The sequence below is a fragment of the Labrenzia sp. 011 genome (assembly GCF_003075075.1).
Classification (GTDB): Bacteria; Pseudomonadota; Alphaproteobacteria; order Rhizobiales; family Stappiaceae; genus Roseibium.
This window is the reverse complement of record NZ_QCYM01000006.1, coordinates 70,285-85,201: the sequence shown is the minus strand read 5'-3', so window position 1 is coordinate 85,201 and position 14,917 is coordinate 70,285. Positions and strand designations below refer to the sequence as shown.

Here is a 14,917-nt window from a genome sequence, read left to right as displayed (position 1 = left end):
CACGCGCGGCCGGTATTACCCCAGCAGCCAGCGCGAAGTGTCAAAATGGCGCCATGACCAGGAACTGCTGAAAGCCCAGGCCATCGTCTGTCCGATGGTCCACAGTCTCGCCCGCTCGCGATCGATATCCAGTTCCCCGGACAACCGGTCCAGCCGATAGAGCACTTCTGCCTCCGAGTGGCCGAATTCGAAACTTCTCACGATCGGGCTCAGGCAGAAGGCCGGATCCCCCACCAGCGGTTTCGGATCGATCGCCAGCCATGGTGCCCGTTCGGCTGCCAGCACATTGTGGCCGTGAAGGTCCTGATGAAGAAGAACACAGGCGGTTTCCTGCGATGTCAGGCCGGAAAGGGCATCGATGGCGGCCTCTACCAGGCGGTGTTCGCACGGTTTGCCGGCCCGCCGCCAGTCCCGGTCCAGGGAGTGTATCCAGAGTGTCGCTTCGTCTTTCAGGGAATTGAAGGGACCTGCGGCCGGAACCAGCAATTTGCGCAGAAGATCTGCCATGACTCCGAGCTTGTCGGCGCATGGGTCATCGGCCAGAAACCGTCCCGGCCGGCAGCGCTCCAGCAGAAGAACCCCTGTTTCGGCTGCGTGGTCGAGCAGACGGATGGCGCCCGTACCGTTCCAGGCCAGGAGGGCCTCCGCCTCGTGGCGGGACTCCCGGTCGATGAACTGGCATTTCAGCACAGCCTCCCCGTCGGCCCGTTTCACGGGCACCACGTAGGAAACGCTGCCTCCGGGAAACGGCGGTCCGCAGATCTGCAGATCAAGGCGCCGGCATGTGGCGGCAACCAGATCAGGAAGCAACGACAGCCACCTGCGCCCATCCTCCGACTGATTCAGCCAGGACAGGTTATCCGGGATGACAACTTCAGGCACCGTCAACCGCGGTTCCGACCTAGAGCATGGACGGCAGGACGCGGTCGGGCGGACGGTGGCCGTCCATGAAGGTTCTGATATTGATGATCACCTTCTCGCCCATCTCGATCCGGCCTTCTATCGTTGCCGATCCCATGTGCGGCAGCAGCAGCACATTGTCCATCTTCGCCAGCTTTGGATTGACCGCGGGCTCATGCTCGAAAACGTCCAGGCCGGCCCCGGCGAGATCGCCTGATTCCAGCATGCGGATCAGGGCGTTTTCGTCGATGACCTCGCCACGGGCGGTGTTGACCACATAGGCGCCCTTTTTCATGAGCTTCAGGCGCCGGGCGGACAGAAGATGGAACGTGCCGGGCGTATGCGGGCAATGGATGGAGACCACATCCATGCGCGCCAGCATCTGGTCGAGGCTGTCCCAGTAGGTCGCTTCCAGCTCTTCCTCGATGCTGTCGGAGACGCGGCGGCGATTGTGATAATGGATCGACATGCCGAAGGCCTTGGCCCGCCGGGCCACGGCCTGGCCGATCCGGCCCATGCCGATGATGCCGAGCCGCTTGCCCCAGATCCGGTGGCCGAGCATCCAGGTCGGCGACCAGCCGGCCCAGTCTCCTGCTTCCAGGGCCTTGATGCCTGTGGCAAGACGACGCGGCACGGCGAGCATCAGGGCCATGGTCATGTCTGCCGTGTCTTCGGTCAGTACGCCGGGGGTGTTCGTGACATTGATTCCCCGGTTGTTGGCGGTCACGACATCGATGTTGTCGACGCCGTTCCCGAAGTTGGCGATCAGCTTCAGGTTCTCCCCCGCCTGGGACAGGATCGAGGAATCGATACGGTCGGTCACGGTGGGTACCAGCACATCCGCGGATCTGACAGCCTCCACCAGTTCCGCCTGGCTGAAAGGCCTGTCATTTTCATTCAGACGTGTCTCGAAGAGCTCCCGCATCCGCGTTTCGACGACGTCCGGAAGCTTCCGGGTGACAACGACGACAGGCTTCTTTTTCACCATACCAAATTGCCTTTCGCGCTTCGTTGAAGGTTTGTTAACCTCAACGGTTCCACCTTGACGCTGCGCGTAGCGCGAGCGGATAAGACCATACCCTTTTCCTAGCAGATGGTCCGCCAGAAACAAGGGATCGGCTACATTCGCCGCGCATTGCCGGGGAGCCGGTCTCGGCCCGCTGGTTTTTGCGCAGGTTTTTCGGTAATGATTTGCCACAAGTTAACAACCAATAACAATTGGACTACCGGACAATATGGCTCGTTCGATCTCAGGTGCCCGAATTCCCTTCAGTCTCGCCGCCAGGCTGCTTTTTGGCGCGATGGTTCTTTTCGCGGGACTGGGCAACACGGCCCTTCCCGGCGCCGCCCAGGGAACGACGACCGGTGCCAGCGGGCTTCCCGTGCCGCGCTTCGTGAGCCTGAAATCGGACCGGGTGAATGTCCGTGTCGGCCCCTCGCGCGATCACGACATTGCCTGGACCTTTGTCCAGTCGGGTCTTCCGGTTGAAATCATTCAGGAATTTGAGAACTGGCGGCGAATTCGCGACTGGGAGGGAAAACAGGGCTGGGTGTTTCACTCGCTGCTGTCCGGCCGGAGGACGGCTCTCGTCACGCCCTGGGAAAAGAGCGATCTCACACCGCTGCGCGCCCGGTCCCGTTCGGACGCGGATATTGTCGCCGAGCTCGAGCCCTTCGTCCTGACGTCGGTGACGGAATGCGCCGGTGGCTGGTGCCGGGTCAATGGCGAGAATTATGACGGCTGGCTGGACCAGACCAGGCTTTTCGGTGTCTATCCTGACGAGCTGATCGAGGATTGATCCCCGTTCGGGGAACCGCAGCAGGACGTCATTGTGTGCTGGAGGATCGAAAACACACGATTCCACGCATGAAAAAAGGCGACCCGCCGGCCGCCTTTTCTGTCTTGTCGCGCGACTGAAGAGAAATCTAGTCCGCCGTCACTTCCTGGGCCTTGAGTTCTCCCAGCCGTGGCATGGACATGATGTTGTAGCCACTGTCGACGAAATGGATTTCCCCGGTGACCCCGCCCGACAGGCCGGACAGGAGATAAAGACCCGTCCCGCCGATTTCCTCCAGCGAAACCGTCCGGCACAGCGGCGAATTGCGTTTCTGGAAATTGAACATCAGCCTTGCGTCGGAGACGCCTGATCCGGCGAGCGTACGCACGGGTCCGGCGGAGATCGCGTTGACGCGGATATTCTGTTCGCCGTAGTCGACCGCCAGATAGCGCACGGATGATTCCAGCGCCGCCTTGGCAACGCCCATGACATTGTAGTTCGGCATCACCTTGGTGGAGCCGCCGTAGGTCAATGTCACCATCGCGCCGCCATTGGGCATGATGGCCGCCGCCCTCTTGGCGATTTCCGTGAAGGAAAAGCAGGAGATGAGCATGGTGCGGGAGAAGTTTTCCCGGGTCGTGTCAGCGTATTTGCCGCGCAGTTCGGACTTGTCGGAAAATGCGATGGCATGAACCAGAAAGTCGATGCTGCCCCATTCTTCCTTCAGCGTGTCGAAGACGCTGTCGACTGAATTGATGTCCTCGACATCGCAGGGCAACAGGATCTTCGATCCGATGGAATCCGCCAACGGTTTGGTACGCCGCCCGAAGGCGTCGCCCTGATAGGTGAAGGCAAGTTCCGCACCGTGGTCCGAGAGAGTCTTGGCGATGCCCCATGCGATGGAATGGTCATTGGCAACACCCATTATCAGGCCACGTTTGCCCTTCATCAGTTCAGTCATATAAAACTCCTCAGCCGTGGTAGCGCGACAGCGCAAGGGAGGCATTTGTACCGCCGAAGCCGAAGCTGTTGGAGAGCACGGTATCAAGTCCGGCGTCGTCGACACGCTCCCTGACGATCTCGCCGTCCTTGAGCGCGGGATCGAGCTGGGTAATGTTGGCGGAAGCCGTGATGAAATCGTTCTGGAGCATCAGCAGGCAGTAGATTGCCTCCTGCACGCCCGTTGCGCCGAGGCTGTGCCCGGTCAGCGACTTTGTCGAGGACACCGGAGGCTGGTTTTCGCCGAAGACGCGGCGGATGGCCTCGATTTCGCCGATATCGCCCACTGGCGTCGATGTACCATGTGAATTGATGTAGTCGACCTTGCGCTCGCCCAGGGTTTCAATGGCAAGGCGCATGCAGCGCTCGCCGCCCTCGCCGGACGGGGCGACCATGTCATAGCCGTCCGAATTGGCCGCATAGCCGGTCACTTCGGCATAGATCTTGGCGCCGCGTGCCTTGGCGTGTTCCAGTTCCTCCAGCACGACAACCCCGCCGCCGCCGGCGATGACAAAGCCGTCGCGGGTCGCGTCATAGGCCCGGGCCGCTGTCTGCGGCGTGTCGTTGTATTTGGAAGACATGGCGCCCATGGCGTCGAACAGGCAGGACAGGGTCCAGTCCAGTTCCTCGCCGCCACCGGCGAACATCACATCCTGCTTGCCGAACTGGATCTGTTCCGTCGCCGCGCCGATGCAGTGGGCGGAGGTGGAGCATGCCGAGGTGATGGAATAGTTGATGCCCTTGATCTTGAAGGGAGTCGCAAGGCAGGCCGAATTGGTCGAGCTCATGCCGCGGGTGACCATGAACGGCCCCATGCGCTTCGGCGAGCCTTTTTCCAGAACGATCCGGTGCGCCTGGAACAGATTCTTGGTCGAGGGGCCGCCCGATCCCATGATGAGCCCGGTACGGACATTGGAAACATCCGTTTCCTCCAGTCCGCTGTCGCTGATGGCCTGCTGCATGGCGATGAAGTTGTAGGCCGCGCCATCGCCCATGAAACGGAGCTGGCGCTTGTCGACAAGCGAGGGGATGTCGATATCCGGTTTGCCGTGAACCTGGCTGCGGAATCCGTGTTCCGCATAATCGGGTGCAAAACTGATGCCGGACTTGCCTTCTCGCAGACTTGTCAGCACTTCCTCGACGTTCGATCCGATGGACGAAACGATTCCCATACCGGTGACGACAACGCGTCTCATTGCGGTCTCCTACCTTTTCTCTCTGGATCAGCCTGCGTTCGCGTGGGTCCACGGGAAGCCGGAAAGCCAATCGGAATTGGTGTGCCGATGATCCGGCACCTTGAACTCGATCAACTCGCCCGCCTTCGTTCTTCCACGTGACGACAGGTTGATCAGGATAATGCGCAAACCGGCGCTTCCAATGAAAAAGAAGCGCCGGTCTGAAAATAAACCCGCAGGAAGGGCGTCAGGACTTCGCCAGGCCCACGCGCAGATCGGTCGCCTTGTAGATCTGCTCGCCGTCGGCTTTCAGCCAGCCATCCGCGGTGCCGAGCACCAGGCGGCCCTTCATGATGCGTTTGAAATCGATACCGTATTCCACCAGCTTCACGTCGGGCGTGACCATGCCCTTGAACTTGATTTCACCGGTCGACAGGGCCATGCCCTTGCCTTCGAGACCCAGCCAGCCGAGGAAAAAGCCTGTCAGCTGCCACATGGCGTCGAGACCGAGGCAGCCCGGCATGATCGGGTTGCCCTGAAAATGGCACGGAAAGAACCAGAGATCCGGCTTGATGTCGAATTCGGCGCGGGCATATCCCTTGTCGAATTCGCCACCGGTTTCGGAAATCTCGGTAATCCGGTCGAACATCAGCATCGGCGGAAGAGGCAACTGCGCATTGCCCGGGCCAAAAAGCTCGCCTCGGCCGCAGGCGAGAAGGTCTTCGTAATCGTAGCTGGAGCGGCGTTCGGTCATGCAAGGTCCGTTTTTGTTTCCTGCCCGGGCCCTCCCGAAGGCGGAACGGGTTGGTTTTCTGGTCGTTTGAGGCGCCTTCCTAACACAGGGGAACCCCGACCGAAAGATGTCACGTGCCCGAACCTGCTGGCTTTTCCGGGACATGTTTCAGGATTTCTGCTTCATAACAGCGCAGATGGTGACGCCGGTCGGAAATTCAACGAGGCGTTTAAAACTTGCATCCCGGGTGCAAGAAATGGCAGATATAAGGAGATGTCCGGTAAATCAGCGGTTTGAACTGCGGGCGCAAACCCGGAAATTGCTGTTTATGAACGTGACCTTGCATATGGATCTACAGAGGAATGACGACGCATATGGCGACGGAATCTGCCGGTAAGAACGTAACCGACATCCTGCGGACCGCGGGTCTGCGGCCGACACGCCAGCGTGTTTCCCTGGCGGAGCTGCTTTACTCGAAGGGTGACCGTCACATTTCCGCGGAGCACCTTCACGAGGAAGCCGTGCAGGCGGATGTTCCGGTTTCCCTGGCCACCGTCTACAACACGCTGCACCAGTTCACCGAGGCCGGTCTCCTGCGTGAAGTCGCGATCGACGGCAACAAGACCTATTTCGACACCAACGTGTCCGACCATCACCATTTCTTCATCGAAGGCGAAAACCGGGTGATCGATATTCCCGGTGAAGGCGTCGGTATCGGCCGTCTTCCCGAAGTGCCCGAGGGCATGGAAGTGGTGCGGGTCGAGGTGGTCGTTCGGGTGCGCGAGAAGCAATAACCCCCGGCTCTACGCCAGACCGTTGTCGACGTAGCGTAGTTTCCAGACAAAATAATCCGACGTCTCACCGATCTCGCTGAGGTGACGCTGACCGTCCGCTTCGAAACCGATCTTGCGGAGCAGATTGGCCGAACGCGTGTTTTGCGGATGGGTGATGGCGCACAGCGTGCGCAGCTTCAGTTCCTTCTGCGTGAACTCCTGTACCGCCTGGCCGGCTTCCTGTCCGAAACCCTGGCCGCGGAACTCTTCAAGCAGGGCGAAACCGAGATCCGGATGGTCGAGCTCCTTGCGCACGACGATCCCGCAGACACCGATCGGCTGACCCGTCTCCTTCAGCTCCACCAGCCAGAGCCCGACGCCATTCGCCGCAAAGCGCGCCAGCGTCTTGCCCTTGATATATTGCACCGCCTGTTCTGTCGTACGGATGCCTGCGTCGGAAATGTAACGGATGTAATCCGGTTCGTTCATGAGCTTCAGGTAAAAGCCGGCATCATTGGGGGACGGCAGCCGGAAGCGCAGACGTTCGCTCGTCGGATAGGGACCCAGGGGGAAACTCAAGCTGCGGTATCCTTGTCGATCAGGGCTTTTGTGCGCAGGGCGATTTCGGGAATCGCGTCGAATTTTTCCTTCTCGGGGCTCTTGCAAAGATCGTAGATGACGCAACGCCGGCACTCGGGCTTGCGGGCCTTGCAGATGTAGCGTCCGTGCAGGATCAGCCAGTGGTGGGCATGCAGCGCAAATTCCGGCGGCACCACTTTTTCAAGCGCTTTTTCCACTTCCAGGGGAGTCTTTCCCGGTGCGATGCCGATCCGGTTTCCCAGCCGGAAGAGATGCGTGTCGACGGCAATCGTCGGATGGCCGAAATAGATGTTCAGCACGACATTCGCCGTTTTCCGGCCGACACCGGGCAGCTTTTCCAGCGCCTCGCGGTCGTCGGGAACCTCGCCGCCGTGGTCGCGGATAAGCTGCTGGGACAGAAGGATGACATTCCTGGCCTTGGTCTTGTAAAGGCCGATCGTCCTGATCTCCTCGCGCAGCCGGTCTTCGCCGAGCGCGACCATCTTTTCCGGCGTGTCGGCGATCTGGAACAGGTGCCGGGTCGCCCGGTTCACCCCGACATCGGTTGCCTGCGCGGACAGGACCACAGCCACCAGCAGCGTGAAGGCGTTTACATAGTTCAACTCCCCCTTCGGTTCGGGATTGTCGGCGTGGAACCGCTGGAAGATCGCATAAGTCTCCGCCTTGCTGTAGCGGGACCGTTTCAGCACCTTGCCGGGATTGTCGACGGAGGGTGTGCGGGAACGGGAGGATCGGGTGGACCGCCCGGCTCCCTTGCCGGAAATTGAGCTCTTTGCTTGAGTCATATTCACTCTATAATCCGAGCGCATGAGCGAGAACAATCTGAAACCCGAGAAAATCGACGATTCACCGCAGGACGATCGACCGTTCTTTTCCGCGGTCCTTACGCCCTACCGGTCGCTCGGGTCAAACGGCTTTCTGATTCTCATGGCCTGTTTCGGGGTCGTCAGTTTCATATCCGGCTTTCTGTTCTGGCGTATCGGTGCCTGGCCCGTGTTCGGATTTTTCGGTCTGGACATGGCGCTCATGTGGTTCGCCTTCCGCATGAACTACCGCTCGGCGCGGCTCTTCGAGGAAGTTGCGATCTCCCGCCATGAAATCGCCATCCGCAAGGTCGGCCCCGGGAAGAAATATCACGAATACCGCTTCAATCCGTCCTGGACCCGGCTCACGGTCGAGCGGATCGATGATGAAGGTGTCGTGAAGATCTGTCTGACAGGCCGGGGTGAAACGGTCGATCTCGGCAATTTCCTCAATCCCGTCGACCGCACCAGTTTCGCCGGAGCAATGGCCAACGCGCTTGCGGTGGCAAAGGCCGGCGGCGTCTAGGATTCAGGCTGTGAGGGCTGCGGGCGCACCCTGAAGGTGGCGATCAGCACGATCAGTGCCGCGACCGAGGAAAGCGCTGCCGTGTAAAGCACGGTCCTGAAATCGGTGGCACTGGCGATGAACCCCATGGAGACGCTGCCGATCATGCCGCCGAGAAACAGGCTGTTCATGTAGATCGCCGTGGCGCGCCCGGGCCTGTCCGGCGCAAAACTTTGCACGAAACTGATCGCTACTCCGGCAAACAGACCGTAATAGGTGCCTTCCAGCACCGAGATCGTCAGCACCTGCCAGACTGCCGTGACCTGAGCGAACAGCAGCATGCTTGCCGCCGCAAGACAGGCCGCGAGCAGCAGCACCTGACGGATGCCGATGCGTTCCGCCAGCCGGACGGAACCGAAAATGACGAACACCTCCACGAGGCATTTGACCGAAAGGGACAGACCGGGGGTCGCGCCGGGCAGGCCGGTTTCCCGCACGAAGAACAGCGGCATGGCGGACACGAACAGGGAGTTGGTGATCACGAAACCCAGACAGGTCAGCCCGGCGATCAGAAGTCCCCAGTTGACGGGTTCGCGGTTGGTGCTGGTCCTTCTTTTCCTGTCGGTCCTGAATTCCTTGGGCACGGCGATCTGCCAGAGCGTCAGATAGGTCAGCCCGATCCCGAAGGCGCACATGAAGGCGGTCCGGAAACCGAATTGCGCGACGAGCATGAAGGACACCGCCGGGCCGATCATCCACGCCAGGGAAACGGTCATGCGCTGCCAGGAATTGATGCGGGTGATATCCAGGCCCCGTTTTTCGGCATTGAGCCGCCCGAACGTGAAGATGATGCCGGCTCCCATGTTGGCGACACCCATCAGCGGCGCGACGGCGACGAGCAACATGACAAAGCTGGACGTCTGCGTCAGCAGCGCGCTGGCCACAATGAAGGCGCAGACGGAAAACAGGAGCAGGCTCTTGACCGGAAATCCCTGATCCAGCCGCTCGCCGGCCCAGCGGTTGGAAACCAGCGTCAGCGGCAGGACCAGACCTGTATACACGCCGACCTTCCAGGGCGGCGCGCCGAGGCCTTCAACGATGAAGAAGCTCATCATCGGAACGAGCGCGGATGTACCGAGGCTGTTCGTGAACTGCAGCAGGAGGATCAGCACCTCCTGGCGGCGCAACTGGATGGATGAGAACATGAGGAATTGCGCCAATGGATGCGCGGCAGGCCGGTAGCTTCCGGCGTCGGCCGCAGTTCGGAAGTTTGGAAGGACTGAACGAAAGGCCGTTTGCGGGAGCAAGCGGGTGAAGGCGCAAACGGGGTACGGATTTCGGGAATACTGCCAGCGGAATGAAATTGGCGTCAAGAGGGAACGGCGGCGCCGTTCCCCGTTCTGCGACGGCAGGAAGTCAGCCTGACTTTCCGCTGAGTGTCTTCAACCTGTAAAGCGCTTCCAGGGCTTCGCGCGGGGTCATGTCGTCCGGATCGATGTCCCTGAGGCAGTCCAGCACCGGGTCCGGCTCGGCGGAAGCAGCGGCAGCGGGCACCAGATTGGCGAACAGCGGCAGTTCGTCGATCAGGTTCTCCGCGGGAGACCCGCGGTCCTGTTCTTCAAGCTGGCTGAGAACCTGCTTGGAGCGCTCCACCACCGAGGCCGGAAGCCCGGCGAGCTTGGCGACCTGGATGCCATAGGACCGGTCGGCGGCGCCCGGCACGATCTCGTGCAGGAAGATGACGTCGCCGTTCCACTCCTTGACCGAAACGGTTGCATTGGACAGGCGTTCGAGCCTGGCCGAAAGCGCGGTAAGTTCGTGATAATGGGTGGCGAAGAGGGCGCGGGACCTGTTGACCTCGTGAAGATGCTCGATGGTCGCCCAGGCGATGGACAGACCGTCGAACGTGGCCGTCCCCCGGCCGATCTCGTCGAGAATGACCAGCGACCGGTCGCCGGCCTGGTTGAGGATGGCGGCCGTTTCGACCATTTCCACCATGAAGGTGGAGCGGCCGCGGGCAAGGTCGTCGGCGGCGCCGACACGGGAAAACAGCCGGTCCACGACGCCGATATGCGCAGCCGTCGCCGGCACGAAGGCACCCATCTGGGCCAGAACGGCAATCAGCGCGTTCTGGCGCAGAAAGGTCGACTTACCGGCCATGTTCGGCCCGGTGATCAGCCAGATGTGGCCGGTGTCCCCGTCCTTGTCGGGACCGAGACTGGCGTCATTGGCGACAAAGCTGTCACCACCGGCCTTTTTCAGTGCCTTTTCGACGACCGGATGGCGCCCGCCCTTGATCTCGAAGGCCCGGCTGTCGTCGACGGTCGGGCGCACATGGTTCTCTTCCTGCGCGAGCTTGGCCAGCGCCGCCGAGACATCCAGGATGCCTAGTCCCTGCGCCGCCGCCTTGATGGCCTCGCCCGTGCCGATGATCGCCTGGGCCAGCCGGTCGAATATCTCGAGCTCGATGGCGAGCGACCGTTCGCCGGCGCTGGCGATCTTGGATTCCAGCTCGGCCAGTTCCGTCGTGGTGAAGCGCATGGCGCCGGCCATGGTCTGCCGGTGGATGAACCGTGCCGGATCCGCGGTCATTTTCTCGGTCTGGGCGGAGGGAACCTCGATGAACCAGCCGAGCACGTTGTTGTGCTTGATCTTCAGGGAACGCAGCCCGAGTTCTTCCGAATAGCTGGCCTGCAGCCTGGCGATCACCTTGCGGCTTTCGTCGCGCAGGGCGCGCAACTCGTCGAGATCGGCGTTGTAACCGGTGGCGATGAAATTGCCGTCCCGTTTCAGGAGAGGCGGATCTTCCTTGATCGCGGACACCAGCTCCGCACCCAGGTCGTGCGGCGCCTGCTCCAGGCTTGCCCGGGCCGCCGCGATTTCCGCCGGAATCGCGTCCTTGACCGAGCCGGTCTGATCGAGAACCGCGCGGGCCGCTTCAAGCCCCTGGGCAACCGCAAGGATGTCGCGCGGGCCGCCCCGGTTCAGCGCGATGCGCGACAGTGCCCGGGCCATGTCCGGCGCGCCCTTCAGGGTCTGGCGCAGCCCCTCGCGCATGATTTCGTTTTCGAGAAAAAAGGCGACCGCATCGTGCCGGCGGTGAATTGCGGCCACATCGACGAGCGGGCCGGCGAGACGGCTGGCAAGAAGCCGTGATCCGCCCCCGGTCACCGTACGGTCGATCGTGGCAAGCAGGGAGCCCTGTTTTTCGCCGGACAGGGTTCTCGACAGTTCGAGGTTGGCCCGGGTGGCCGGGTCGATCAGCATGCGGCCCGCACCGGCCTCGCGCGTCGGCGGGTCGAGCGGCGGGCGCTCGCCAAGCTGGGTTTTTTCGACATAGGCGAGAATGCCTGCGGCGGCTGACAGTTCGGCCCGGCTGAAGGTGCCGAACCCGTCCAGCGTCTTCACGCCGAAATAGTGTCCCAGCCGGTCGGTCGCGGTCGAACTGTCGAAAAAGGCGCGCGGCACCGGCGACAGCGCGCCGCCCGGTTGCTCGGCGATCTGGCGCAGCTCGCTTTCCTGGAGAAGGTTGTCCGGCAGGATGAGTTCGCGCGGCATCACCTGCGCCAGATCCGCGGCCAGCCGCTGGTGGTCGGTTTCGGAGACCTGGAAGGACCCCGTCGACATGTCGATCCAGGCAAGGCCGTAAATCGCGTCGCCTTCCAGCGAGCCGCCTTTCAGGCGCGTCAGCGCCATCAGGTAATTGTTGGCGCCCGCGTCCAGCAGACGCTCTTCCGTCAGCGTACCGGGCGTCACCAGACGGACCACATCCCGCCGGACCACGGATTTGGAACCGCGTTTCCTGGCCTCGGCCGGATCCTCCGTCTGCTCGCAAACGGAAACCCGGTGGCCCTTGGCGATCAGCTTCTGCAGGTAGTCGTCGGCGGCATGAACCGGCACACCGCACATCGGGATGTCCTCGCCCTGATGCTTGCCGCGTTTGGTCAGCGTGATGCCGAGCGACTGCGAGGCGATCTCCGCATCCTCGAAGAACAGCTCGTAGAAGTCCCCCATCCGGTAGAACAGCAGGCTGTCCGGATTGGCGGTCTTGATCTCGATATACTGGGCCATCATCGGCGTGACCTTGGCGTCCGCCGGGGCTCCCTGTTGCGCGCTCCGTCCACTCATGCCTGATACCTAGATCAACCGGCTTTCGAGGGAAAGCGCCTGAATGCGGTTAAGTTGATCGATCCAAAGGAGAAAGAGCCCTGAGCGCGAATCTTGCCGGCCCGGACTGTTTCGGCGCTGCTTGTCCGTCATTGTGCAAAGTGGGTACTGCGTCGCGGGTTGAGGCTTCAATTTTCAGCAGATAAGGTCAAGATCCCGCCGCCAAGAGCGGGTTTTCTAGAGGAAGCGCCCGCGTCATGTCCGCCGATAAGAATTCGCCCAATACGTCCGTCAGCTTCACCGATCAGGAAGCGCTGAAGTTCCACCAGGAAGGCCGGCCCGGCAAGCTGGAAATCACGCCGACCAAACCGATGGCCACGCAGCGCGATCTGTCGCTGGCCTATTCTCCCGGCGTGGCGGTTCCGGTGCAGGCCATCGCGGACGATCCGAGCCGCGCCTACGATTACACCACCAAGGGCAATCTCGTTGCGGTGATCACCAACGGAACCGCGATCCTGGGAATGGGAAACCTCGGCGCTCTGGCCTCAAAGCCGGTGATGGAAGGCAAGGCGGTCCTCTTCAAGCGCTTCGCCGACGTCGATTCCATCGACCTCGAGATCGATACCCAGGACGTGGAGGAATTCGTCAACTCCGTCCGTTATCTCGGCCCTTCCTTCGGCGGCATCAATCTTGAGGACATCAAGGCGCCGGAATGCTTCATCATCGAGCAGCGCCTGCGCGAGCTGATGGACATTCCGGTCTTCCACGACGACCAGCACGGTACGGCGATCATCGCGTCCGCCGGTCTCATCAACGCCCTGCATCTGACGGGCCGGGACATGAAGGACACCAAGGTCGTCTGCAACGGCGCCGGTGCGGCGGGCATAGCCTGTATCGAGCTGATCAAGGCGATGGGCGTTCCCCATCAGAACGTCACCCTCTGCGACACCAAGGGGGTGATCTACAAGGGTCGCGAGGAGGGCATGAACCAGTGGAAATCCGCGCATGCCATCGAGACGCAGGACCGCTCGCTCCAAGACGCCATGAAGGGGGCTGACGTCTTTTTCGGCGTGTCGGCCAAGGGAGCGCTCACCACGGACATGCTGCGGGTCATGGCGCCGAACCCGATCATCTTCGCCATGGCGAACCCGGATCCGGAAATCACGCCGGAAGAGGCTGCCAGCGTCCGCGACGACGCCATCGTTGCCACGGGCCGCTCGGACTATCCCAATCAGGTCAACAACGTCCTGGGCTTTCCCTATATCTTCCGCGGCGCCCTGGACGTTCATGCCACCACCATCAACGAGGACATGAAGGTCGCCTGTGCCCATGCGCTGGCCGAGCTCGCCCGGGAGGAAGTTCCGGACGAGGTCGCCGCAGCCTATCGCGGCAACCGGCCGAAATTTGGGCCCGAATACATCATTCCCGTTCCCTTCGACCCGCGGCTGATCCACGCGATTCCGCCCGCCGTTGCCCAGGCGGCAATGGATTCCGGCGTGGCCCGCCGGCCGATCGTGGACATGGAAGCCTACAGGCAACAGCTGTCCGCGCGCCGCGATCCGGTGGCCGGCACCCTGCAGCGGATCTTCTCCAAGGTCCGTCAGCAGCCCAAGCGGGTGGTCTTTGCGGAAGGCGAAGAGGAACCGGTGATCCGCGCCGCCACCAGTTTCGTTTCACAGGGACTGGGCGAAGCCATTCTGATCGGCCGTGAAGACGAGATCAAATCCGTGGCGGAACGGGCCGGCATCGATATTGACCGCGTCGGCATCTCCATCCAGAACGCCCGGCTTTCCGACCGCAACACGGATTATGCGCAATATCTCTACGGCCGTCTGCAGCGCAAGGGCTATCTGCTGCGCGACTGCCAGCGCATGGTCAACAACGACCGCAACTACTGGGGTGCCATCATGGTGGCGCGCGGTGACGCCGATGCCATGGTCACCGGCGTCACCCGCAACTATTCCGTGGCGCTGGATACCGTGAAGGCCACCATCGATCCCAAGCCCGGCCACCGGGTCATCGGCGTTTCGCTGGCGCTGGTGCGCGGCCGCACGGTGCTGATCGCCGATACGGCGGTGATCGACATGCCGACTTCGGAGGAACTTGCCGACATAGCCGAGGAGGCAGCTCACGTCGCCCGCAAGCTGGGCTACGAGCCGCGGATCGCCATGCTGGCCTATTCCACCTTCGGGCACCCGAAGGGCGAACGTTCCGAAAAGGTGCTGGAAGCGGTGAAGATCCTCGACCGGCGCCGGGTGGATTTCGAATATGACGGCGATATGGCGGCCGATGTGGCCCTCAACATGGACCGAATGGCAGCCTATCCCTTCTGCCGCCTCACCGCGCCTGCCAACGTCCTCGTCATGCCGGCTTTCCACTCCGCATCCATTTCCACGAAGATGCTCCAGGAGCTGGGCGGAGCCACCGTCATCGGCCCGCTGCTCGTCGGCTTCGACAAGCCCGTGCAGATCGTGCCCCTGGGCGCCAAGGACAGCGATATCGTCAACATGGCGGTGATCGCGGCATTCAACGTGACGTGATCTC

General features: G+C 61.8%; 13 protein-coding genes. 4 read left to right on the top strand and 9 right to left on the bottom strand.

Annotated elements, in window-relative coordinates; all coding sequences use genetic code 11:
- Positions 1-15: 15 nt before the first annotated feature.
- Together DCO57_RS08935 and DCO57_RS08930 are read right to left on the bottom strand one after the other, a co-directional pair.
- Positions 16-810, bottom strand: a complete 795-nt coding sequence (locus tag DCO57_RS08935) for an aminoglycoside phosphotransferase family protein (RefSeq protein WP_205756116.1) — start codon at positions 808-810, stop codon at positions 16-18.
- Positions 811-901: 91 nt separating this feature from the next.
- Positions 902-1,888 (bottom strand): D-glycerate dehydrogenase, encoded by a 987-nt coding sequence (locus DCO57_RS08930; protein WP_116698538.1) that lies wholly within the window; start codon positions 1,886-1,888, stop codon positions 902-904.
- A 313-nt stretch (positions 1,889-2,201) separates the two neighbouring features.
- Here DCO57_RS08930 and DCO57_RS08925 point away from each other — a divergent pair, with 313 nt between their 5' ends.
- Positions 2,202-2,699, top strand: coding sequence for an SH3 domain-containing protein (locus DCO57_RS08925; RefSeq protein WP_116698653.1), 498 nt, complete (start codon positions 2,202-2,204; stop codon positions 2,697-2,699).
- 127 nt (positions 2,700-2,826) lie between these two features.
- Here DCO57_RS08925 and fabI read toward each other — a convergent pair whose 3' ends face one another.
- The 3 genes from fabI to fabA form a co-directional block, all read right to left on the bottom strand.
- Positions 2,827-3,639 (bottom strand): enoyl-ACP reductase FabI, encoded by an 813-nt coding sequence (gene fabI / locus DCO57_RS08920; RefSeq protein WP_116698537.1) that lies wholly within the window; start codon positions 3,637-3,639, stop codon positions 2,827-2,829.
- A 10-nt stretch (positions 3,640-3,649) separates the two neighbouring features.
- The gene (fabB, locus tag DCO57_RS08915; RefSeq protein WP_116698536.1) at positions 3,650-4,873 is read right to left on the bottom strand and encodes a beta-ketoacyl-ACP synthase I; all 1,224 of its coding nucleotides are present in this window, start codon (positions 4,871-4,873) and stop codon (positions 3,650-3,652) included.
- A gap of 226 nt (positions 4,874-5,099) precedes the next feature.
- Complete coding sequence (gene fabA, locus DCO57_RS08910) at positions 5,100-5,606, bottom strand: 3-hydroxyacyl-[acyl-carrier-protein] dehydratase FabA (protein ID WP_103221887.1); 507 nt, start codon at positions 5,604-5,606, stop codon at positions 5,100-5,102.
- A 353-nt stretch (positions 5,607-5,959) separates the two neighbouring features.
- Between fabA and irrA the strand changes: the two genes are divergently transcribed.
- Positions 5,960-6,379, top strand: coding sequence for an iron response transcriptional regulator IrrA (gene irrA, locus DCO57_RS08905; RefSeq protein WP_208977860.1), 420 nt, complete (start codon positions 5,960-5,962; stop codon positions 6,377-6,379).
- A gap of 9 nt (positions 6,380-6,388) precedes the next feature.
- On the opposite strand, the gene DCO57_RS08900 is transcribed toward irrA, so the two are convergent.
- Complete coding sequence (locus DCO57_RS08900) at positions 6,389-6,937, bottom strand: GNAT family N-acetyltransferase (RefSeq protein ID WP_165814692.1); 549 nt, start codon at positions 6,935-6,937, stop codon at positions 6,389-6,391.
- Positions 6,934-7,743 carry an endonuclease III gene (gene nth, locus DCO57_RS08895; RefSeq protein WP_116698652.1) on the bottom strand — a complete coding sequence of 270 codons (810 nt, stop codon included), beginning with the start codon at positions 7,741-7,743 and terminating at the stop codon, positions 6,934-6,936. Before nth ends, DCO57_RS08900 begins: the two co-directional genes overlap by 4 nt.
- A gap of 22 nt (positions 7,744-7,765) precedes the next feature.
- Between nth and DCO57_RS08890 the strand changes: the two genes are divergently transcribed.
- Positions 7,766-8,287 carry a DUF2244 domain-containing protein gene (locus DCO57_RS08890; RefSeq protein ID WP_116698533.1) on the top strand — a complete coding sequence of 174 codons (522 nt, stop codon included), beginning with the start codon at positions 7,766-7,768 and terminating at the stop codon, positions 8,285-8,287.
- On the opposite strand, the gene DCO57_RS08885 is transcribed toward DCO57_RS08890, so the two are convergent.
- Together DCO57_RS08885 and mutS are read right to left on the bottom strand one after the other, a co-directional pair.
- The gene (locus tag DCO57_RS08885) at positions 8,284-9,471 is read right to left on the bottom strand and encodes an MFS transporter (RefSeq protein ID WP_116698651.1); all 1,188 of its coding nucleotides are present in this window, start codon (positions 9,469-9,471) and stop codon (positions 8,284-8,286) included. The genes DCO57_RS08890 and DCO57_RS08885 overlap by 4 nt on opposite strands.
- A gap of 211 nt (positions 9,472-9,682) precedes the next feature.
- A complete protein-coding gene (gene mutS / locus DCO57_RS08880) occupies positions 9,683-12,394 on the bottom strand; it encodes a DNA mismatch repair protein MutS (RefSeq protein ID WP_116698532.1) in 2,712 nt (903 codons plus the stop codon).
- Positions 12,395-12,630: 236 nt separating this feature from the next.
- Between mutS and DCO57_RS08875 the strand changes: the two genes are divergently transcribed.
- Positions 12,631-14,913 (top strand): NADP-dependent malic enzyme, encoded by a 2,283-nt coding sequence (locus tag DCO57_RS08875; protein ID WP_116698531.1) that lies wholly within the window; start codon positions 12,631-12,633, stop codon positions 14,911-14,913.
- Positions 14,914-14,917: the final 4 nt, after the last annotated feature.